The organism is Kitasatospora sp. NPDC088160 (genome assembly GCF_044741445.1).
Taxonomy (GTDB): domain Bacteria; phylum Actinomycetota; class Actinomycetes; order Streptomycetales; family Streptomycetaceae; genus Kitasatospora.
In genome coordinates this window covers 119,151-139,260 of sequence record NZ_JBIUSS010000019.1, presented here as the reverse complement: position 1 = coordinate 139,260, position 20,110 = coordinate 119,151, and the positions used below count along the sequence as shown (strand labels likewise).

Annotated in this window: 18 protein-coding genes and 2 riboswitches; of the genes, 10 read left to right on the top strand and 8 right to left on the bottom strand. The window is 72.3% G+C overall.

Features of this window, described 5'->3' with window-relative positions; translation table 11 throughout:
• The first annotated feature begins 174 nt into the window (after positions 1-174).
• A complete protein-coding gene (locus ACIOGZ_RS27940) occupies positions 175-1,437 on the top strand; it encodes an Ig-like domain-containing protein (protein WP_363583010.1) in 1,263 nt (420 codons plus the stop codon).
• A 19-nt stretch (positions 1,438-1,456) separates the two neighbouring features.
• Here the strand turns inward: ACIOGZ_RS27940 and ACIOGZ_RS27935 are convergent, their stop codons facing one another.
• The 5 genes from ACIOGZ_RS27935 to ACIOGZ_RS27915 all read right to left on the bottom strand — a co-directional run bounded on the left by ACIOGZ_RS27935 (position 1,457) and on the right by ACIOGZ_RS27915 (position 6,262).
• Positions 1,457-1,828: a GntR family transcriptional regulator gene (locus ACIOGZ_RS27935; RefSeq protein ID WP_063347288.1), complete on the bottom strand. Its 372-nt coding sequence runs from the start codon at positions 1,826-1,828 to the stop codon at positions 1,457-1,459.
• A 106-nt stretch (positions 1,829-1,934) separates the two neighbouring features.
• Entirely contained in the window at positions 1,935-3,587 is a 1,653-nt protein-coding gene (locus ACIOGZ_RS27930) for a ubiquinol-cytochrome c reductase cytochrome b subunit (RefSeq protein WP_363628800.1), read from the bottom strand.
• On the bottom strand, positions 3,584-4,636 hold the full coding sequence (locus ACIOGZ_RS27925) for a Rieske 2Fe-2S domain-containing protein (protein WP_363583006.1): 1,053 nt from the start codon (positions 4,634-4,636) through the stop codon (positions 3,584-3,586). Before ACIOGZ_RS27925 ends, ACIOGZ_RS27930 begins: the two co-directional genes overlap by 4 nt.
• A gap of 8 nt (positions 4,637-4,644) precedes the next feature.
• Positions 4,645-5,454 carry a c-type cytochrome gene (locus ACIOGZ_RS27920; protein WP_063347285.1) on the bottom strand — a complete coding sequence of 270 codons (810 nt, stop codon included), beginning with the start codon at positions 5,452-5,454 and terminating at the stop codon, positions 4,645-4,647.
• A gap of 187 nt (positions 5,455-5,641) precedes the next feature.
• Positions 5,642-6,262, bottom strand: a complete 621-nt coding sequence (locus ACIOGZ_RS27915; RefSeq protein WP_063347284.1) for a heme-copper oxidase subunit III — start codon at positions 6,260-6,262, stop codon at positions 5,642-5,644.
• Positions 6,263-6,658: 396 nt separating this feature from the next.
• Between ACIOGZ_RS27915 and ACIOGZ_RS27910 the strand changes: the two genes are divergently transcribed.
• The 3 genes from ACIOGZ_RS27910 (at position 6,659) to ACIOGZ_RS27900 (ending at position 9,939) form a co-directional block, all read left to right on the top strand.
• A complete protein-coding gene (locus tag ACIOGZ_RS27910; RefSeq protein ID WP_350886353.1) occupies positions 6,659-7,084 on the top strand; it encodes a hypothetical protein in 426 nt (141 codons plus the stop codon).
• A gap of 120 nt (positions 7,085-7,204) precedes the next feature.
• Positions 7,205-8,281 (top strand): anthranilate phosphoribosyltransferase, encoded by a 1,077-nt coding sequence (trpD, locus tag ACIOGZ_RS27905; RefSeq protein ID WP_363583004.1) that lies wholly within the window; start codon positions 7,205-7,207, stop codon positions 8,279-8,281.
• Positions 8,282-8,388: 107 nt separating this feature from the next.
• Positions 8,389-8,506, top strand: a riboswitch (SAM riboswitch).
• 53 nt (positions 8,507-8,559) lie between these two features.
• Positions 8,560-9,939, top strand: a complete 1,380-nt coding sequence (locus tag ACIOGZ_RS27900) for an aminotransferase class V-fold PLP-dependent enzyme (protein WP_363583002.1) — start codon at positions 8,560-8,562, stop codon at positions 9,937-9,939.
• A gap of 27 nt (positions 9,940-9,966) precedes the next feature.
• Here ACIOGZ_RS27900 and ACIOGZ_RS27895 read toward each other — a convergent pair whose 3' ends face one another.
• Positions 9,967-10,248 (bottom strand): Lrp/AsnC ligand binding domain-containing protein, encoded by a 282-nt coding sequence (locus tag ACIOGZ_RS27895; RefSeq protein ID WP_063347281.1) that lies wholly within the window; start codon positions 10,246-10,248, stop codon positions 9,967-9,969.
• A gap of 41 nt (positions 10,249-10,289) precedes the next feature.
• Positions 10,290-11,072: a rhomboid family intramembrane serine protease gene (locus tag ACIOGZ_RS27890; RefSeq protein WP_363618850.1), complete on the bottom strand. Its 783-nt coding sequence runs from the start codon at positions 11,070-11,072 to the stop codon at positions 10,290-10,292.
• 201 nt (positions 11,073-11,273) lie between these two features.
• Between ACIOGZ_RS27890 and ACIOGZ_RS27885 the strand changes: the two genes are divergently transcribed.
• From ACIOGZ_RS27885 to ACIOGZ_RS27860, 6 genes are all read left to right on the top strand, one after another.
• Complete coding sequence (locus ACIOGZ_RS27885; RefSeq protein WP_400805617.1) at positions 11,274-11,537, top strand: hypothetical protein; 264 nt, start codon at positions 11,274-11,276, stop codon at positions 11,535-11,537.
• Between the two features lie 269 nt (positions 11,538-11,806).
• Entirely contained in the window at positions 11,807-13,168 is a 1,362-nt protein-coding gene (locus ACIOGZ_RS27880; protein ID WP_400805698.1) for an NYN domain-containing protein, read from the top strand.
• A gap of 200 nt (positions 13,169-13,368) precedes the next feature.
• A complete protein-coding gene (locus ACIOGZ_RS27875) occupies positions 13,369-14,403 on the top strand; it encodes an NlpC/P60 family protein (RefSeq protein WP_400987840.1) in 1,035 nt (344 codons plus the stop codon).
• 338 nt (positions 14,404-14,741) lie between these two features.
• Positions 14,742-14,891: riboswitch (cyclic di-AMP (ydaO/yuaA leader) on the top strand.
• A gap of 10 nt (positions 14,892-14,901) precedes the next feature.
• The gene (locus ACIOGZ_RS27870; RefSeq protein WP_400987838.1) at positions 14,902-16,047 is read left to right on the top strand and encodes an NlpC/P60 family protein; all 1,146 of its coding nucleotides are present in this window, start codon (positions 14,902-14,904) and stop codon (positions 16,045-16,047) included.
• Positions 16,048-16,273: 226 nt separating this feature from the next.
• A complete protein-coding gene (locus tag ACIOGZ_RS27865) occupies positions 16,274-17,320 on the top strand; it encodes an NlpC/P60 family protein (RefSeq protein WP_400987836.1) in 1,047 nt (348 codons plus the stop codon).
• 188 nt (positions 17,321-17,508) lie between these two features.
• Positions 17,509-18,540 (top strand): hypothetical protein, encoded by a 1,032-nt coding sequence (locus ACIOGZ_RS27860; RefSeq protein WP_400987834.1) that lies wholly within the window; start codon positions 17,509-17,511, stop codon positions 18,538-18,540.
• Between the two features lie 64 nt (positions 18,541-18,604).
• Here ACIOGZ_RS27860 and ACIOGZ_RS27855 read toward each other — a convergent pair whose 3' ends face one another.
• Positions 18,605-20,044: a glycosyltransferase 87 family protein gene (locus ACIOGZ_RS27855; protein WP_400987832.1), complete on the bottom strand. Its 1,440-nt coding sequence runs from the start codon at positions 20,042-20,044 to the stop codon at positions 18,605-18,607.
• Between the last annotated feature and the right edge of the window lie 66 nt (positions 20,045-20,110).

Genomic DNA, 20,110 nt, shown 5'->3' with positions numbered 1-20,110 from the left:
CGGGTTCCGCCGACGACGACAGGGCCGGTCCTCCCGCACGGGGAGGACCGGCCCCGTTGCGTCTCCAGGGTGACGAAACCACTCACCCGGGTGAACGCGGGGTCGCTCCGATGTCGCTTCGGCCAGCCTCGTTCCTACGATCTGAGCAATCGTGCGGACCCTCGGAGGCGTTTCATGGCCGACAGGCGCGGAATCGCAGGTATCGGCGGCATCTCGCTGACCCTCGCAGTACTGGCCCCGCTGGCCGCCTGCTCGTCCGGCGGCGGCGAGGCGGTCGGCCCCCACCGGATCGACGCGGCCGCGTTCGTCCACCTCTCGGCCGAGGGCGGGGGCAAGGTCGACCCCTCCAAGCCGCTCACGGTGACGTCCGTGCCCGGCAGCCGGCTCACCGACGTCACCGTGACCGGCCCGGACGGCCGGGTGGTGGCCGGTCAGCTCGCCGAGGACCAGCACAGCTGGCAGACCACCGGCCGGCTGAAGGCCGACACCGACTACTCGGTGCGGATCGCCGCCGACGACGGCAAGGGCGGCCGCGGCGACACCACGGCGGACTTCAGCACCCTCGCCGCCCAGCGCCTGCTCACCGCCAAGCTGGGCCCGGACTCCTCCGGCAGCGGCATCTACGGCGTCGGCCAGCCGCTCACCGTGCAGCTCTCCGAGGCGGTGCAGGACCCGCAGGCCCGCCAGGAGGTCGAGCGCGTCCTGACCGTCAGCTCCCAGCCCGCCGTCACCGGCGCCTGGTACTGGGTGGGCGACAAGGAACTGCACTTCCGCCCGCAGGAGTACTGGCCGGCCGGCACCACCGTCTCGCTGGCCTTCGACGGCACCGGCGTCCGGATCGAGGACGGCCTCTACGGCGGCGACCGCAGCACGCTGGGCCTGCGGATCGGTGCCCGGGTCGAGACGGTGGTCGACGCGGCCGCCCACGTGCTCACCCTCAGCCGTGACGGCGAGCTGGTCCGGAGCATCCCGGTGACCACCGGCAAGCCCGGCTTCGACACCCGCAACGGCGTCAAGGTGGTGCTCGGCCAGGAGCGGTCCGTCCGGATGAACGGCGAGACGATCGGGATAAAGGCCGGGAGCTCGGAGTTCTACGACCTCAACGTGGAGTGGGCCACCCGCGTCACCTGGAGCGGCGAGTACGTCCACGCGGCGCCCTGGTCGGTCCGCTCGCAGGGCCTGGAGAACGTCAGCCACGGCTGTACCGGCATGAGCACCGAGAACGCCAAGTGGTTCTTCCAGAACACCAGGGTGGGGGACCTGGTGACGGTGGTGAACAGCCGCGGCGCCACCATGGAGCCGTTCGGCAACGGCTTCGGGGACTGGAACATCTCCTGGACGGACTGGGTCAAGCACAGCGCCCTCGGAGAGCCCGTCAGCACCACCGCGCCGGCCTCCCAGGCCCACGCCTCGGGGATGATCCGCCCGGAGGCCTGAGGGCCCCTGGAGCGCCTTCTCAGGCCTCCTGGTAGGCCAGCCGCAGGGCGGCGTCCACCGCGGCCAGCGCGTCCGCCCGCGGGAGCCCGAGCCGGGTCGCCCGCTCGGCGTACTCGGCGGCGGCCGCGGCGGCCAGCCGGTGCGCGGTGTCGCCGGTGGCCGCGATCAGCGTGCCGCGCCGGCCGTGGGTCTCCACCACGCCGTCCGCCTCCAGCTCCCGGTACGCCCGGGCGACCGTCCCGGCGGCCAGCCCCAGCTCCTCGGCCAGGGCCCGGACGGTGGGCAGCCGCAGCCCGGTCGGCAGCTCGCCGGAACGGGCCCGCTCGGCGATCTGGGCCCGGATCTGCTCGTACGGGGGAGTGGCGGCGGCGGGGTCGACGGACAGCTGCACGGGAGCTCCTGGAGGGTGCGGACGGGGGACGGGAAAGCCCGAGGGCCGCTGACCAGAAGAACTCTGGTCAGCGGCCCTCGGGTGTGACGCTGCGGGGCGTACGGGATCAGTGGTGGCCGTGGCCGCTGGTGATCTCGTGGTGCTCCTCGGAGGTCGGCTTGGGGATCTGGGCGCCGCCGCCGTAGAAGCCGCGGGACAGCTTGGCCCGGGTGCGGCCGAGCAGGCCGGCCTTGCTGGCCACGCCGTTCTCGTCCGTCTGGGCCGGCAGCTCGACCGGCTGGACCTGCTCGTGCGCGGTGAGCTTGTACAGGTCCTTCTGCGGCAGCTGGGCGTGCACCTCGACGAACTCGCCGTGCGGCAGGCGCTTGATGACGCCCGTCTCGCGGCCGTGCAGCACCTTCTCCTTGTCCCGGCGCTGGAGGCCGAGGCACCAGCGCTTGGTGACGATGAAGGTGATGACCGGCACCGCGAAGAAGCCGACGCGGACGAAGTAGGTGATCGAGTTGATCGACAGGTGCAGGTGGGTGGCGAACAGGTCGTTGCCACCACCGACCAGCAGCACCAGGTACAGGCTGATCCAGGCGGCGCCGAGCGCGGTGCGGACGGGCGCGTTGCGCGGGCGGTCCAGGATGTGGTGCTCGCGCTTGTCGCCGGTGATCCAGCCCTCGATGAACGGGTAGACCGCGATCGAGACCAGGACCAGCGGGAAGATCATCAGCGGGATGAAGACACCCAGGTTCAGGGTGTGGCCCCACAGGCCGACCTCCCAGCCCGGCATGACGCGGATCAGGCCTTCGGAGAAGCCCATGTACCAGTCGGGCTGGGCGTCCGTGGACACCTGGTCCGGGCGGTACGGGCCGTACGCCCAGATCGGGTTGATGGTGGCGATCGCCGAGATGGCGGCGATCAGACCGAACACCAGGAAGAAGAAGCCACCGGCCTTGGCCATGTAGACCGGCATCAGCGGCATGCCGACGACGTTCTTCTCGGTCTTGCCCGGGCCGGCCCACTGGGTGTGCTTGTGGTAGAAGACCAGGATCAGGTGCGCCACCAGCAGGCCGAGCATGATGCCCGGGATCAGCAGCACGTGGATCGTGAAGAAGCGCGGCACGATGTCGTGGCCGGGGAACTCGCCCCCGAACAGGAACATCTGGATGTAGGTGCCGACCAGCGGGACGGCGAGGATCGCGCCTTCCATGAACCGGATACCGGTACCCGACAGCAGGTCGTCCGGCAGCGAGTAGCCGAAGAAGCCGTCGAACATGCCCAGGATCAGCAGCAGGAAGCCGAAGACCCAGTTGATCTCACGCGGCTTGCGGAACGCGCCGGTGAAGAACACGCGCATCATGTGCACGAGCATCGCGGCCACGAAGACCAGGGCGGCCCAGTGGTGGATCTGCCGGATCAGCAGACCGCCGCGGACCTCGAAGCTGATGTCCACCGTCGAGGCGTACGCCTCGGACATCCCGATGCCCTTGAGCGGCACGTACGAGCCGTTGTAGACGACCTCGGCCATCGACGGCTTGAAGAACAGCGTCAGGTAGACACCGGTCAGGATGATGATGACGAACGTGTAGAGGCAGATCTCGCCCAGCATGAAGGACCAGTGGTCCGGGAAGATCTTGCGCAGGTTGGCCTTGGCGAGGGAGTAGATCCCCACCCGGCCGTCCGTCCAGTCAGCAGCGGCCTCCCACTTGTTGGCGGGCTTGGCGCGCGTGCTGGCGGGCTTGGCGGCACCGGTGGTGCTGCTCGTACTCATCGAGCACGCTCCCAGTAGCTCGGGCCGACGGGCTCGTCGAAGTCGCCGGTGGCGACCAGGTAGCCCTTCTCGTCAGTGATGATCTTCAGCTGCGGCAGCGGGTGGCCGGCCGGGCCGAAGATCACGCGCGCGCCGTCCGCCAGGTCGAAGGTCGACTGGTGGCAGGGGCAGAGCGCGTGGTGGGTCTGCTGCTCGTACAGGCTGATCGGGCAGCCGACGTGGGTGCAGATCTTGGAGTAGGCGAGGATGCCCTCGAAGGCCTTCTCCCGCGACCGGTCGTCCTTGATGTCGTCCGGCGCGATGCGCACCAGCATCAGGGCGTCCTTGGCGATCGCCTGCTGGAAGTCCTCGTCGTGGACGTGCAGACCCTCGGGCATGGCGAAGGTCAGCGAGCCGATGACGATGTCCTCGGCCTTCATCGGCAGGTTGGTGCTCATGTTGATGAGCTGCAGGGGCTTGGCCGGGGTCGCCTCGTTCCAGCCCGTCTCCTTCAGCTTCTTCTCGGGCAGCGGCCCGAGGTCGCGGAGCAGGACCACGCCGGAGAGCGGGACCAGCGCCATGGAGCCGATGAGGGTGTTGCGGATCATCTTGCGGCGGCCGAAGCCGGACTCGGCGGCACCGGTCTTGAACTGCTCGATGACGTCCGCGCGGACCTCGTCGTCAGCCTCGATCGGGTGGCGCTCGGCCGGCAGCTCGACGTCCGACATCAGCGTGCGGGCCCAGTGGACCGCACCCGCGCCGATCATGAACAGCGCGACGCCCAGGGTCAGGCCGAGCGCGAAGTTCAGCGCGCTGACGTGACCGAGCGGGAAGATGTAGACGATCTTGTCCGGGTCGATGGCCACGTACGAGGCGATGAAGCCGATGGTGGCGAGCATCGAGACCACGAACATCAGCGAGACCTGGCGCTCGGCCCGCTGGGCGGCCCGCTCGTCGATGTCGGTGCGGCGGGGCTCGTGGGCCGGAAGGCCCGGGTCGGCGAACGGGTCACCGTGCGCGGCGACGTCACCGGCGGAGCCGTGTGACTCCGGAAGCTTCTCTTCTGACATGTCGTGGCTCATGACTTCTTGGCCTTGGTGGTGTGGGCGGCGACCCAGATCGCGACCGCGATGAGCGTGCCGAGACCGAAGATCCAGCCGAACAGACCCTCGGTCACCGGACCGAGGCTGCCGAGCGTGAGACCACCGGGGTTGGGCTCATCGGAGGTGGTGTGGCGGACGAAGGCCACGATCTGCTTCTTCTGCTCCTCGGGCATGGTGGTGTCCGGGAACGACGGCATGTTCTGCGGGCCGGTCTGCATGGCCTCGTAGATGTGCTTGGCGTCCACGCCCTCCAGCGACGGGGCGTACTTGCCCTTGGTCAGGGCACCGCCCTGGCCGGCGAAGTTGTGGCACTGGGCGCAGTTGGTGCGGAACAGCTCGCCACCCTTGGAGATGTCGTCCGGGTTGGTCGAGGTGTACTGCTCCGGGGTCGGCGTCACCGGGCCGGGGCCGAGCGAGGCGACGAAGGCGGCGAGCTGGTCGATCTCCGCCTGCGAGTAGATGTTCTTCTTGCGCGGCACCTGGGCGCCGGGCTGCTGGGCCGGCATGCGGCCGGTACCGACCTGGAAGTCGACAGAGGCGGAGCCGACGCCGACCAGGCTCGGACCGTCGCTGCTGCCCTGGCCGTTCAGGCCGTGGCACGAGGAGCAGCCCACGGCGAAGAGCTTCTTGCCCTCATCGATCGCGAGCGACTGCGCGGCGACGTCGGCCTGCGCCTTGTCGGCGGGCGCGAACGCGGCGTACAGCCCCCCGGTTGCCGCCAGGGCGAGAAGTAGGACGACCAGCGCCGCCAATGGGTGGCGCCGTCGTGCGGAGAGCTTTTTCACGGAATAACCCCGGTGTCAGGATCTGGTCGACTGGTGGGTGCACCCGGCGGCCGGTCTGGCCGGCACGAGGCTGCCTGTCTAGGGCTGCGCGCGCGGTCGGTCGGTGGGAGCGTCGCCACCGGCAGAATCGGCCCGACGCCGGTGAGGGCGGGGACCGAAGCCGGTGGCCAGCGACCTGATCAGCTGGTTACTTGATCAGGTAGATGGTCGCGAACAGGCCGATCCACACGACGTCGACGAAGTGCCAGTAGTACGACACGACGATCGCGGCGGTGGCCTGCTCGTGCGTGAAGCGCTTGGCTGCGTACGTCCGTCCCAGGACCAGCAGGAAGGCGATCAGACCACCCGTCACGTGCAGACCGTGGAAGCCGGTGGTCAGGTAGAACACCGTGCCGTACGGGTCGGAGGACAGCGAGAGGCCGTCCTTCTTGACCAGCTCGGTGTACTCGAAGATCTGGCCGCCGATGAAGATCGCGCCCATCACGAAGGTGATGACGAACCACGAGCGGAGCTTCTTCACGTCCCCGCGCTCGGCAGCGAACACGCCGAGCTGGCAGGTCAGCGAGGAGAGCACCAGGATCGTGGTGTTGACCGAGGAGAAGGGCACGTTGAGGGCGTGCGCCTTCTCGGTCCAGAACTCGGCTCCCTTGACGGAGCGGAGCGTGAAGTACATCGCGAAGAGGGCCGCGAAGAACATCAACTCGGAACTGAGCCAGACGATCGTTCCGACGCTGACCATGTTCGGCCGGTTGACCGATCCGTGCGCGTGCCCGGTTTCTACTGCTGTTGCTGTCGCCACGACGGACATTATGTCGGTCCCTTATTCCGTCTTCACGCCGGGGGGTGTCCCTCGGAGTGTCCGGTGCGTGCGGTATGCCCCCCTGGAGGGCGGTGGGGGGTCCCAATGGCGGCTGAGCAGCGGCGTGTCCCTTTTCTGACGGTTCCTTCGGAGGGGCCTGCGACCCCGTTGCCCAGCGCGTCGTTGCACGCTTGGCGGAGCCTCCGGGGGTAATGCGCGGGCCCCTTATCGGCCGTACGGGTGGTCTGGACGGGTCCGGGTGACGGGCCGTCCTCCGGGCGGGTGAGTCGCGGGCGCGGCGGCTTGAGGAGGAAGGTCCGCGAGGGGGACTCGGCGACGGGTGATCGGGAGTAGCATCCGGATCAGGCGAACGTGGTCCGGATCACACTTGAGGGAGCAGGGCCCATGGCGTACACGACCGACGAGACGCTCACCGTCCTCGTCTACAGCGATGACCGCAACACCCGAGAGCAGGTGCTGACGGCACTCGGCCGCCGGCCCGTCGAGGACCTTCCGGAACTGTCCTACCTGGAGTGCGCAACCACCCCCGCGGTGCTGAAGGCACTGGAGAAGGGCGGCGTGGACCTCTGCATCCTGGACGGCGAGGCGGTGCCGGCCGGCGGGCTCGGGCTCGGCCGCCAGCTCAAGGACGAGATCTACGGCTGCCCGCCGGTGCTGGTGCTGATCGGCCGGCCGCAGGACTCCTGGCTGGCCGCCTGGAGCCGGGCCGACGCCGCGATCTCGCGCCCGGTGGACCCGGTGGCGCTGGCCGAGGCGGTCGCCACCCTGCTGCGGGCGCGGCTGGCCAAGCGGGCGCCCGTCAGCCGCTGAGCGGTGCCGTCTCAGAACTAGAGAAGACGCCGCCGGGGGAACCCCGCCGGTCGATAGGCTGACTCCATCCGTACGGACGTCCCCCCGCCGCGGGGAACCCGACAACAGCTGGAGTCAGCCATGGTGAACGTGAACCCTGCGAACGGTGGTACCGCACCCGCGCAGGTGGTCCGCACCTGGCCGGACGTCCTGGCGGCGCTGTTGAAGGGGGAGGACCTCGACCGCTCGGCCACCGCGTGGGCGATGGACCGGATCATGAGCGGCGAGGCGTCCCCCGTCCAGGTGGCCGGGTTCATGGTGGCGCTGCGGGCCAAGGGTGAGACGGTCGACGAGATCACCGGCCTGGTGGACGCGATGTACGCGCACGCCGAGCCGCTGGACATCCCCGGCCCGGCCGTGGACATCGTCGGCACCGGCGGCGACCGGGCCAAGACCGTCAACATCTCCACCATGTCGGCGATCGTCGCGGCCGCGGCCGGCGCCAAGGTGGTCAAGCACGGCAACCGGGCCTCCTCCTCGGCCAGCGGCTCCTCGGACGTGCTGGAGAAGCTCGGCGTCCGCCTCGACCTGTCGGCCCGGCGGGTCGCCGAGATCGCCGAGGAGGTCGGGCTGACCTTCTGTTTCGCGGCCAAGTTCCACCCGTCGATGCGGCACGCCGCCACCGCCCGGCGCGACCTCGGGGTGCCGACCGCGTTCAACATCCTCGGCCCGCTGACCAACCCGGCCAAGGTCACCTCGCACGCGATCGGCTGCTTCGACACCCGGCTCGCCGGACTGATCGCCGGCGTGCTCGCCCGGCGCGGCTCGACCGGCCTGGTCTTCCGGGGCGACGACGGCCTGGACGAGCTGACCATCACCACCACCTCGCAGGTGTGGATCGTGCGGGACGGGACCGTCACCGAGACCGCCTTCGACCCGCGGGACGTCGGCGTCGAGCTGGTCGGCATCGAGGCGCTGCGCGGGGCGGACCCCTCGTACAACGCCGAGGTCGCGCGGCGGCTGCTGGCCGGCGAGCGCGGGGCGGTGAGGGACGCCGTCCTGATGAACACGGCGGCGGCGCTGGTCGCGCTCGACCTGGGTGAGGCGCCGCTCACCGAACAGCTCGCGGCGGGCATGGCGCGGGCCGAGCGGGCCATCGACTCGGGCGCGGCGCAGGAGCTGCTGCGGCGTTGGTCGGAGGCCACCAGCCGGGTGTGAGGCGGTACTTGGGAGCCCGTGCCGGAACGCCGGCGCGGGCTCCTCGGCTGTCCGGATGGTGGATGCCTGTTTGACCACTCGCTGGGCGCGACCTAGAGTCTTGGCCAGGTCATGAGTGACAGCGTCAAGCCCCAGCTTGCTGTCCGGCAACCCTCCGTCCGTGGCGGGGTGCCCTGGGTGAGGACCGGGTCGCTCGGCGAATCGTCCGTGCGGCAAGCGCGGACGCCCGACGACTTAGCACTCCCGGGGTCCCACACCCCCAGAAGGAGTGCATCCTCATGTCGATCGCCACCGAAATCTGCGCCCCCCTCGCCGTCCTCGGCCACGACGTCCAGGTCCCGCTCGCCAGCGGCGAGAAGGTCGGGTACGCGGCCCTCGACTACGCGGCCAGCTCCCCGGCGCTCCAGCGGGTCTGGGACGACGTCTCCGCCTACGCCCCCTACTACGGCAGCGTGCACCGCGGCGCGGGGTACCTCTCCCAGCTGTCCACCGACCTGTTCGAGCAGAGCCGCCGCACCGTCGCCGAGTTCCTCGACCTGCGCGAGGGCGACCAGGTGGTCTTCACCCGGGCCACCACCGACTCGCTGAACCTGCTCGCCTCGGCCGTCCCGGCCGGGACCCGGGTGTTCGCCTTCGAGACCGAGCACCACGCCTCGCTGCTGCCCTGGGCGCACGCCGGGCTCGACGTCCACTACCTGCGCGCGCCGCGCTCGCACGCCGAGGCGGTCGCCGCCCTGGACGCCGCGCTCGCCGAGGCGCCCGAGGGCCCCAAGCTGCTCTGCGTCACCGGAGCCTCCAACGTGACCGGCGAGCTGTGGCCGGTCGCCGAGCTGACCGGGACCGCGCACCGGCACGGCGCCCGGGTGGTGCTGGACGCCGCCCAGCTGGCCCCGCACCACCGGGTCTCGGTGCGCGAGCTGGACGTCGACTGGATCGCCTTCTCCGGCCACAAGATCTACGCGCCCTTCGGCGCCGGCGTGCTGGCCGGCCGGGCGGACTGGCTGGACGCGGCCGACCCGTACCTGGCCGGCGGCGGGGCGACCCGGACGGTGGCCCGGGGGACCGACGGCTCGGTGGCCGTCCAGTGGCACTCCGGTCCGGCCCGGCACGAGGCCGGCTCGCCGAACGTCATCGGCGCCTACGCGATCGCCTCGGCCTGCCGGGCGCTGAGCGAGGCGGGCTTCGACGTGCTGGAGGCCCGGGAGCGGCAGCTGATCGCCCGGCTGACCGCCGGGCTGGCGGAGATCCCGCAGGTCAAGGTGCTGACCCTGTTCGGCGCCGAGGCGGCCCGGGTGGGCGTGCTGTCCTTCGTCGTCCAGGGCTGGAACAGCTCGCACTTCTCGGCCGCGCTGTCCGCCGAGTACGGCATCGGGGTCCGCGACGGCCTGTTCTGTGCGCACCCGCTGCTGCGCACCCTGCTCGGGGACGAAGAGGTCTCCCCCTCCGAGTGCGGGGCGCCCGAGCCGTCGCTGCCCGGCGAGCGCAGCCTGAACGCGATCCGGGTGAGCTTCGGGGCCGGGACCCCGGACGAGCACGTCGACCGCTTCCTGACCGCCGTGCGCGAGCTGGTCACGGACGGTGCCGCGTGGAACTACCGCAACGAGGGCGGGCGCTGCGTCGCCACCGTGCAGGTCGACCGGGGGCGTCAGCAGGGCTGAGGGGCCCGGTCGGCGGGGCCGAGGGGCCTACTCGTCCAGGCCGAGGGCGAAGGCGGCCTCGAGGTCGTGCTGGGAGTAGGTGCGGAAGGCGATCTGGGTCTCGGTGTGGGCCACGCCCGGGACCTTGTTCAGCCGGCCCGGGATGACCGCGGCCAGATCGTCGTGCCGGCGCACCCGGACCATCGCCACCAGGTCGTAGCCACCGGTCACCGAGTACACCTCGCTGACGCCCTCGATGGCCGCGATGGCTTCGGCGATCTCCGGGATGCGGTCGACACTGGTCTTGATCAGGACGATGGCGGTGATCACTGTTCGGGCTCCTTTGTGGGGTGCCGCCAGCGTATCGGGCGTCAGCCGGGTCGTCTCGGGGGGTGGCTGACCGCCGTGCAGGCGTAGAGGAAGCCCGCCGAGAAGCCGATCACGTGAACCAGATAGGCCACCCCGGGCCCGGCCGAGTGGACCGACCACCACTGCAGGGCGAACCAGAGGCCGAGCACCAGCCAGGCCGGGAAGCGCAGCGGCAGGAACAGCAGCAGCGGGACGAGCGTCGTCACCCGGGCGCGCGGATGGAAGCGCAGGTAGGCGCCGAGGACGGCGGAGATCGCGCCGGAGGCGCCGATCAGCACCCGGGTGGAGCCCGGGGAGTGCGCCTCGGCGAGGGCGAAGCCGTACGTGGCCAGGCTGCCGGCGGCCAGGTAGAAGACGGCGAACCGGGCCCGGCCCAGCCGCCGTTCGACGGTGGGGCCGAAGACGTGGAGGAAGAGCAGGTTGCCCAGCAGGTGCAGCCAGCCGGCGTGCACGAAGAGCCCGGTGAGGACGGACAGCGCCGGGTGCTTGCCCGGGGTGGGCGCGGCCGGGCAGCCCGGGGCCGGGTCGGGGGCCTGGGCCAGCTGCTCGGCGGTCAGCGGGCGGCCGGCCAGCACCTCGGCGGGGATGACGCCCCAGCGCTGCTCGTACCGCTGCTCCGCGCAGAGCCGGGACTGGCCGGTGCCGTACAGCGGGTTGAGCCCGGCGGCCGGGCCCAGCAGGAACACCAGGGTGTTGACCGCGATCAGGGCGTAGGTGACCGCCGGGGCGGGCACGGACGGGTGCTCGCCCCGCGCGTCGGTGTGCCCGGGGGCCGTCAGTGCCATGCGGCCAAGCATCCCTCCGTGTCGGGCGTGTGACACGGCCTTGTACGGCAGGTGGACTAGCCCGCTCGTTCTCCTGACTGGTGGCCGGGATGGTTGCCTCAGGCAATAGGCTTGGGGCGGGCAATCCCGCCTCCCGCCGCCGACGCCGGGGCTCCGGGGGGAGCGCCTAGCCCACCCAGGGACCACCCGAGAGGACCCCCGATGACCGTCCCCGCCCTGACCGCCGAGACGCGCTGGCGCTGCACCCTGTGCGGAAACCTCACCCGCTTCGACGTGACCCGCACCGCGCGGGTCACCGAGTTCCTGCACTTCGACCTGGCCGGCGAGTCCAAGGTCGAGGATACCGAGGTGCTGAGCGAGACGATCGAGTCGGTGCGCTGCCGCTGGTGCAACGCCGTGGACCAGGTCGAGCTGGTGGCCCGTCCGGGCGCCGAGAACGCGGAGGCCTCCGCCGACCAGGGCTGACGCCCGACGGCGCGGGGGCGGGTGCGCGGCGCGCCTGCCCGCCGCGCTGGGACAATACAGACAGGACGCACGGAGCGTGACGACAGGGCGGCGGCCGCGGGCCGTGACCCCGTAGGACCAGGATCGGAGCCGAGGACGTGGTGGACGCAGCGAGGGAGCCCGCCGAAGCGCAGGGGCTTCAGCCCGCTGCGGCCGTGCAGGCGCGGGCCGCCGACGCGGCTCCGTCCGAGCCCGCGGCCGTCGGCGGGGCGGCGGGTTCCGATGAGTCGGTGGGCCCCGGCGGGGCGGCGGGTTCCGGCGAGGTGGCGCCGGAGCGTGGTGCCGAGAAGCTGGACCGGCCGCTGCCCGAGGGCGTGCGCCGGCGCGTGGTCGGCCTGGCCTCGGACGCGCTCGGCGGGCTGCCGCCTGGCGAGCTGCCGCAGAGCCTGCGCCAGTACGTCAAGTTCACCCCGGCCCGGCGGGCCAAGTACGCGGCCACGGCGCTGGCCGCGGCGCTGGAGTCGGAGCCGGCGTTCCGGGTGCGGATAGCGGAGCGGCTGAGGCTGGGCCAGCCGGACCTGGTGAAGGCGTTGGAGTCGGGCAGCGTTCCGGGCGCCGCCGATCCGATGGACGTCGCGGCCGCCGCCTACCTGGTGCGGTCGGCCGGCTGGAGCCGGCTGGTGGCCGAGGCCGGGGAGGAGGCCGAGCGGGCCGGCGCCGAGGGCGCGGCTGCCGAGGCCACCCGGCTGGCGGAGAAGTTGCAGGCGGAGCTCGCCGAGCTGCGGTCCGCCGCCCGGGCGGACCTGGAGCGGCAGCGCGCGGAGTCCGAGGACGTCCGCCGGGAGGCCGAGTCGCTGCGGAAGAAGGTGCGCTCGCTGGAGAGCGACACCCGCCGGGCGCAGGCCGAGACCAGGCGGCTGACCGCCGAGCTGGAGGCCGCGAGGGCGCAGGCGGCCGCCGAGCGTGGCGCCGCGGAGTCCGAGGCACGGCGGCTGCGGCACCGGGTCGGCGAGCTGGAGACGGCGGCCGAGCAGGGCCGCCGGTCGGCCCGCGAGGGCCGCAGCGTCGAGGACATGCGGCTGCGGCTGCTGCTGGACACGGTGCTGCAGTCGGCGCAGGGGCTCCAGCGGGAGCTGGCGCTGCCGGTCTCCCAGATCCGGCCGGGGGACCTGGTGGAGGCGGTGGTGCCGGGTGCGGCCTCGCCGCACGACGTGGCCCGGCGCGGTCTGGCCGACGACGATCCGGCGCTGCTGGACCAGCTGCTGGCGATCCCGCAGGTGCACCTGGTGGTGGACGGCTACAACGTGACCAAGACGGGCTATCCGACGCTGCCGCTGGAGCAGCAGCGGATCCGGCTGCTGGGCGGGCTGGCGATGCTGGCCCAGCGCACGCAGGCGGAGGTCACCTGCGTGTTCGACGGGCAGGACCTGGACGTTCCGGTGATCATGGCGCCACCGCGCGGGGTGCGGGTGCGGTTCAGCCGGACCGGCGAGACCGCGGACGAGCTGATCCGCCGTCTGGTGCGGGCCGAGCCGCAGGGTCGTCCGGTGGTGGTGGTGTCCACCGACCGGGAGGTCGCGGAGGGCGTGCGGAAGGCTGGCGCGCGCCCCGTGGCTTCCGTTCTGCTGCTGAACCGGCTGGCGCGGCCCTGACGGCTGCCGCGGCGGGATGACGCCTGGTCAGCGCCCGGTTTGCGGCGGTGTGCACATCCAGTGAAGCCTGCGGGGGAAGTGGAGTTCACGCCTTCGGGGGAGTGGCAAAACCCGTGGATCTTCCCTAGGGTGTGGCGTCAAACCTATTTTCCGGATTCTCACCTGATCGGGTGAGGCCGATGGAAGAAGGAGCAATTCCCTTGGCCTCCCACCGCCGTCCCAAGCAGCCGAGCCGCGCCCGGGTCTCCGTGCTCACCGCTGCCGCGGCGACCGCGGTCGCCCTCTCCGCGCAGGTCGCCGCGCACGCCGCGCCCCAGCCGAGCAAGAGCGACGTCAAGGCGCAGATCGACCAGCTCCAGCAGGACCAGGAGCAGGCGGCGGAGAAGTACAACGGCGCCAAGGAGCGGGCCGACCAGCTCCGCAAGCAGTCCGACCAACTGCAGGACAAGGTGGCCCGCAGCCAGGACGAGATGACCCAGCTCCAGACCGGCCTGGCCGGCGTGGCGGGCGAGCAGTACCGCACCGGCGGCATCGACCCGTCCGTCCAGCTGATGCTCTCCTCGGACCCGTCGGGCTACCTGGAGAAGGCGTCCAGCGCCCAGCAGGCCAGCGCCAGCGAGTCGGAGGCGCTCAAGGGACTGCTGGACCAGCAGCGCCGGCTGGACCAGGAGAAGTCCGAGGCCGCCGCCGTCCTGGCCTCGCTCGACTCCACCACCAAGGACCTGAACCAGGCCAAGACGGACGTCAACCAGAAGCTGAAGGCCGCGCAGGACCTGCTGAACTCGCTCAGCGCCTCCGACCGCGCCGCGCTGCGGGCCCAGCAGCAGCAGGACGACCGCGCCTCGCGCGGCAGCGACCGTGCCGACCTCGGCAGCCTCCCGCAGGCCGGCGGCTACGCGGGCGTGGCCGTGGCCAAGGCGATGAGCAAGCAGGGCTCGCCGTACGTGTGGGGCGCCACCGGCTCGACCACCTTCGACTGCTCGGGCCTGATGGTCTGGGCGTACGGCCAGGCCGGCGTCTCGCTGCCGCGCACCTCGCAGGAGCAGGGCAACGTCGGCACCAGGGTCTCGCTGGACCAGGCCCAGCCGGGCGACCTGGTCATCTACGGCGCCGACCGGCACCACGTCGGGATGTACATCGGCAACGGCATGGTGGTGCACGCGCCGCACACCGGCGACGTGGTGAAGGTGATGAAGGTCGACGCGATGCCGATCAACACGATCCGCCGGGTCTGACGGCCCGACACGCCCGAAGGGCCCCGTCCGGGCCTGTGATCCACGCCACCCTCCGACCGGGGGTGGCGTTCGGGTTTTGTCCGCAGCGCGAGTCCCCGGTGAAGAGTGATCAGCTTTGCGTACGACGGTGATCACTATGTGTCATATTCACAAAAGAACTTTGGTCTTCTTCCGTCTTTTTTCTGACAAGGATTTGAACGGATCACGGTTCAGTTACTAGGGTCGTGCCCCGAACCACCGCACTCCCGATCGCCCAGCCAGGGTGACGGCGGTGGTTTCCGTCGAGTTCGTGACGCAGCGGGGCGGGCCCAGTGCCTGCCCGACGGGGAGCCCAGCAGTCGGGGGTGCTGTCGAACGGAGCCGGGGAACCACGTTCCTCCGGGGTGAATCGGCGCCAGGTCGGCCGGTGGAACGGCCGTGAGGCGTCGTAGGGCACGCTTCCGGCCCGAACCCGTCAGCTCACCCGGTAGACGGCGTAGGAAGAAGGAGTCCGCCTTCGTGGCGTCCCATCGTCGTCCCAAGCCCGCCAGTCGCACCCGGGTCTCGATCCTGACCGGCTTCGCCGCGGCGGCCGTCGCGCTGTCCGCGCAGTCCGGCGCCCACGCCGACCCGCAGCCGACCAAGGACCAGGTCAAGGAGCAGGTCGACCAGCTCAACGAGCAGGCCGAGGTCGCGACCGAGAAGCTCAACGCCGCCCAGGAGAAGCAGCAGCAGTTGCAGAAGCAGGTCACCGACCTGCAGGACCAGGTGGCGCGGCAGCAGGGGCAGGTGACCGACCTCCAGGGCGGCCTGGCCGAGATCGCCGGCGAGCAGTACCGCAACGGCGGCATATCCCAGACCGTCCAGCTGATGTTCTCCGCCAGCCCGGACACCTTCCTGAGCCAGGCCGACACGCTGAACCAGGCCGGCGGCACCCAGAAGGGCCAGCTCAAGCAGCTCCAGGACGAGCAGCGCAAGCTCGACCAGGTGCGCTCCGAGGCCCAGGGCAAGCTCGCCGAGATGGAGACCACCACCCAGCAGCTGAAGAGCGCCAAGGACGAGGTCCAGGGCAAGCTCAAGGCCGCGCAGGACCTCTTCAACACCCTGTCCGAGCAGGAGCGCCAGGCGATCCGCGCGGCCGAGGAGAAGGCCGCCGCCGAGGCCAAGTCGAAGGCCGACGCCGCCGCGAAGGCCGCCCAGCAGCAGGCGGCGGCCCAGCAGGCCGCCGACCGCTCCTCCCGCGACAACAGCCGCACCGACCTGAGCGCGTCGCAGGCCCCCGCCGCGCCGGTCACCAAGCCGAGCGCCGGCAGCTCGCGCGGCGCCGCGGCGCTGTCCATCGCCGCCTCCAAGATCGGCAGCCCGTACGTCTACGGCGCCTCCGGCCCCGGCTCCTTCGACTGCTCGGGCCTGATGGTCTGGGCGTTCAACCAGGTCGACGTCTCGCTGCCGCGCACCTCGCAGGAGCAGGCCCACGCCGGTACCCGGATCGGCACCGACCTCTCCCAGGCCCAGCCCGGCGACCTGCTGATCTTCTACGGGGACGCCCACCACGTCGGCATCTACGCGGGCAACGGCCAGGTGCTGCACGCGCCCAAGCCGGGCGCGTCGGTCCGCTACGAGGCCGTCGGCAACATGCCGCTGACCTCCATCGTGCGGGTCTGATCCCCGCTCAGGCCCTCCCAGGCCCGGCCTTCCACCACGGAAGGCCGGGCCTGTGGCTTTTCCGGCGCATCGGACTGATGTCCGATTGCGGGTCAAATATTCGGGTTGGCAGGGGTTTGGACTCGGTTGCCCGGACTCGCTAACGTCTGCCACCGGACTCCGCTTCCAGGGCCGCCCGCGTTGGGGCGGCGGCGGGGCCCACCGCCGGATCGGAGCCGCTGCCGCCATGCCCGTGCACCGTCGTTCCCAACTGCTCGTCCGTGCGCTGGTGCTGACCGCGGCCGCCGCCACCGCCCTGGGTGTGACGACGGGCGGCAGCGCCCAGGCCGCCCCCGCCGCGCCGGACACGCCCACCCGCAAGGACGTCAAGGCGCAGGTGGAGCAGCTCTACGGCGAGGCCGAGCAGGCGTCCGAGAAGTACAACGCCGCCCAGGAGGCGCAGCAGCGGCTCCAGGGCGAGACGACCGTCCTCCAGGGCGAGATCGCCGTCGCCCAGGACCAGCTCAACCAGTTGCGCGGCGACCTCGCCACCGTGGCCGGCGCCGAGTACCGCGGCGGCGGCATGGCCCAGACCGTCCAGCTGATGCTCTCCACCGACCCGGAGGGCTACCTGTCCCGGGCCCGCACCCTCGACCAGGCCGCCGAGCGGCAGCAGGAGACCCTGCACGAACTGGCCACCCGCCAGCGCCGGCTCGACCAGCGCCGCACCGAGACCGCCGGCAAGCTCGCCGAACTCGACCAGGCCCGCCGCTCGCTCGCCGACAGCAAGCAGCAGATCCAGCAGCGGCTCACCGAGGCCCAGCGGCTCCTCAACAGCCTGGGCGTCGCCGAGCGGGCCCGGATGGCCGCCCAGGACGCCCGGGAGGCCGAGCAGCGCGCCACCCGGGGCACCGACCGGCTGGACCTCGGCACGGCCCCGCCCGCCTCCGAGCGCGGGGCGGCCGCGCTGGCGGCCGCGGTGCGGATGATCGGCTCGCCCTACCTCTACGGATCCACCGGGCCCCGCGCCTTCGACTGCTCCGGTCTGATGTACTACAGCTGGCGGCAGGCCGGAGTGACCCTGCCGCGCACCTCGCAGGCCCAGGCGTACGCCGGGCAGCGGGTCAGCCTCTCCGAAGCGCGGCCGGGAGACCTGGTGATCTTCTACCGGGACATGCACCACGTCGGGATGTACGCCGGCGGCGGGGTGATCGTGCACGCCCCCTACCCGGGCGCCAAGGTCCGCTACGAGAGCGTCAACGCGATGCCGGTCGCGGGGGTGGTCCGGCTCTGAGCCCGGCACCGTCCGACCCCGACGCCCCCCACCCGATAGACGGCGCCCGCCGGACGCTGTCCCGGCGCGGTGCGCTGCTGCTCGCGGCCGGCGGGCTGGCCCAGCTGTCGCTGCCGCCGGCGGCCCCGGCGGACCCCTCCGCGGCCGGGTGGGCGTCGGACCGGTGGGCGTCGGACCGGCGGGCCGAGGTGGCCGCGCTGCTGGACGCGCGGGCCCGGGCGCTGCCCTCCTGGTCCGGACCGGCGGCGATCGAGGCCGGCTACCGCAACCTGGTGCTCGGCGCGGACGCCGGACCGGAGCGGCTCACGGCCGCCGCCGACCTGGCGGTCCGGATCACCGGGTACGACGACTACCCGGTGGTGTACCCGCGCCGGATCGACCTGGTCCTGGCCGGCGGCGGCTGGCGGGTCGACCGGGAGGAGAGTGCGAGCGGGCCCCCGGCGCTCTGGGACCTCGGCTCCGCCCGGTCCGCGGCGGGCGCGCACTGCCTGGTGCTCGGACTGGCCGACGGGCCCGACCCGGCCGGTCTGGTCGCGGTGGCCGACCGGGCCGCACCCGCCGTGAGCGAGGTCTGGGGCACCGGCTGGGCGGGCCGCCTGCTGCTCGAAGTACCCGCCACCGCCGAGCAGTTCGCCCGGCTGCTGGAGGTCGACCCGGCGGGCTGGGCGGGCATGGCGGCGGTCACCTCGGCCGCCCCCGGCGCGCCCTGGCACACCCCCGCCGACCGGGTGCTGGTCAACCCCGGCACGTTCGAGCGGCTCAGCGACTTCGGCCGGCAGGTGGTCGTCACCCACGAGGCCACCCACGTCGCGACCAGGGCCGACACCCGGGCCTGGACACCGCTCTGGCTCTCCGAGGGCGTCGCCGACTGGACCGCCTACCGGGGCTCCGGCCGGCGCCCGCAGCAGATCGCCCCCGAGCTGGCCCGGGACGTCGCCGCCGGCCGGCTGCCCACCGCGCTGCCCGCCGACCGGGACTTCACCGCGGGGGCCGACGGCATCGCCCAGGCGTACGAGCAGGCCTGGCTCGCCTGCGAGCTGATCGCCCGGCGCTACGGGCCCGAGCGGCTCGTGGCGTTCTACCGGGCGGTCGGCGCGGCCGACGGGGAGGGGGCGGACCGGGACCACCGGCTGGACCGGCTGCTCCGGGCCGGACCGGGCGTCGGCCTGGCCGAGTTCACCCGGCTCTGGCTGGACGAGGTGGCCGCGCTGCGCGATTAGGTCCTGTCCGGCGTCGCGGGCCCGGCAGGATCGGCCGGACAGGGCCTGACGGCGCGCGCGGCGTTCAGCGCCGCTGCCTGGCCGGGGTGCCGGGCCGCTGCCTGGCCGGGGTACCGGGCCGGTCGATGCCGTCCAGCAGGTCCTGCTCGTAGGCGATGCCGGGGCGCACCGGGTAGGCGCCGGCGGGCACCGGCTCGGGCTTGGCCAGCACCACCGTCGCCGGGAGCTGTGCCGGGCCGCGGGTGGCGCGCCAGAGCCGGACGCAGGAGAGCACGGTGGCGGCCAGCAGCAGCAGGTTGCGCAGGCTGAGCACGGTGACGCCCCAGGGCTCGCTGGCGAGGATCCGGCTGAACATCAGCGGGAACTCGGCCAGCGTCAGCGGGCAGGCGAGCAGGATCAGCAGGGCCACCGGCCGCTGGCTGCTGCCGCGCACGGTCAGGCAGACGGCGGCGACGCCGATCAGCCAGACCAGGTACTGCGGGCTGATCACCCGGCTGGTGACGGTGAAGATGAGCAGCGCGCTGAGCGCCGCGTCGTACATGGTGGCCGCGTTGCGGCGCTTGGCGGTGAAGCGCCAGAGCAGCAGCCAGGCGAAGCCCAGCACGGTGCCGGCCATCATCACCTTGCTGATCACGGGGACCCACGGCCCGAGCATCTCCGGGGAGCCGTAGTTCATGGTGACCCTGCCGTCCCAGGCGTCCGCGAGCCGGGCGAAGTGCAGCGGCAGCGCGCCGAGCGACTCCACCTCGATGCCGCGCTCCTTCTGGAAGGCGAGGAAGCCGAAGGCGCCGTTCATCCCGGCCGCGAGCAGGAAGCCCACCGAGACGGCGGTGGCCGCGGCCAGCGTCCAGGCGCGGCGGGTGCGGCGGCCGGAGGGGGTGCCGATCAGGGCGAGCAGCGGCCAGATCTTGATGATCCCGCCCAGGCCGAGCAGCATCCCGCCGATCGCCGGGCGGCGGATCAGCGCCAGCAGGCCGGCCAGGGCGATCGCGGTGACGATGATGTCCAGCCGGTTGTAGACCATCGGGCCGAGCAGCGGCACGGCCACCACCCACATCCAGGCGCCGGTCAGTGCCCGGCCCCGGCGCAGTCCGGTGCGGACCAGCAGGGCGGTGGCGGCGACGTCGGCGATCCCGCAGATCACCCAGAAGGAGACCAGGTACGACCAGGGCAGCAGGCCGGGCAGCAGGATCACCAGGGCCGCGCCGGGCGGGTACTGCCAGGTCACGTCGTCGAACGGGAAGGTGCCGGTCTGCAGGACGCCGTACCAGGCGTGGTAGATCATCCAGACGTCGGCGGTGATGTCCCCGCCGAGCCCCTTGACCACGCCGGTCATCAGCAGCACCAGCACCGTCCGGGTGGCCACCCAGGTGGCACCGAGTGCGGCGAGCGCCCCGAACGGCCGGCCGGGGGCACGGGCCGGCTCCTGCCGGGCGGCCGGCGTCGGGCCGGGGCCGGCCGCGCCGCTGGGTGTACCGGACTCGGTGGCCGGGGCCAACTCCACTGCGCTCCCTCGTTCGTCTCGGACGTCCCACCGGAGGCGCCGCGCGACGGACGCCCGGGCGGTCGG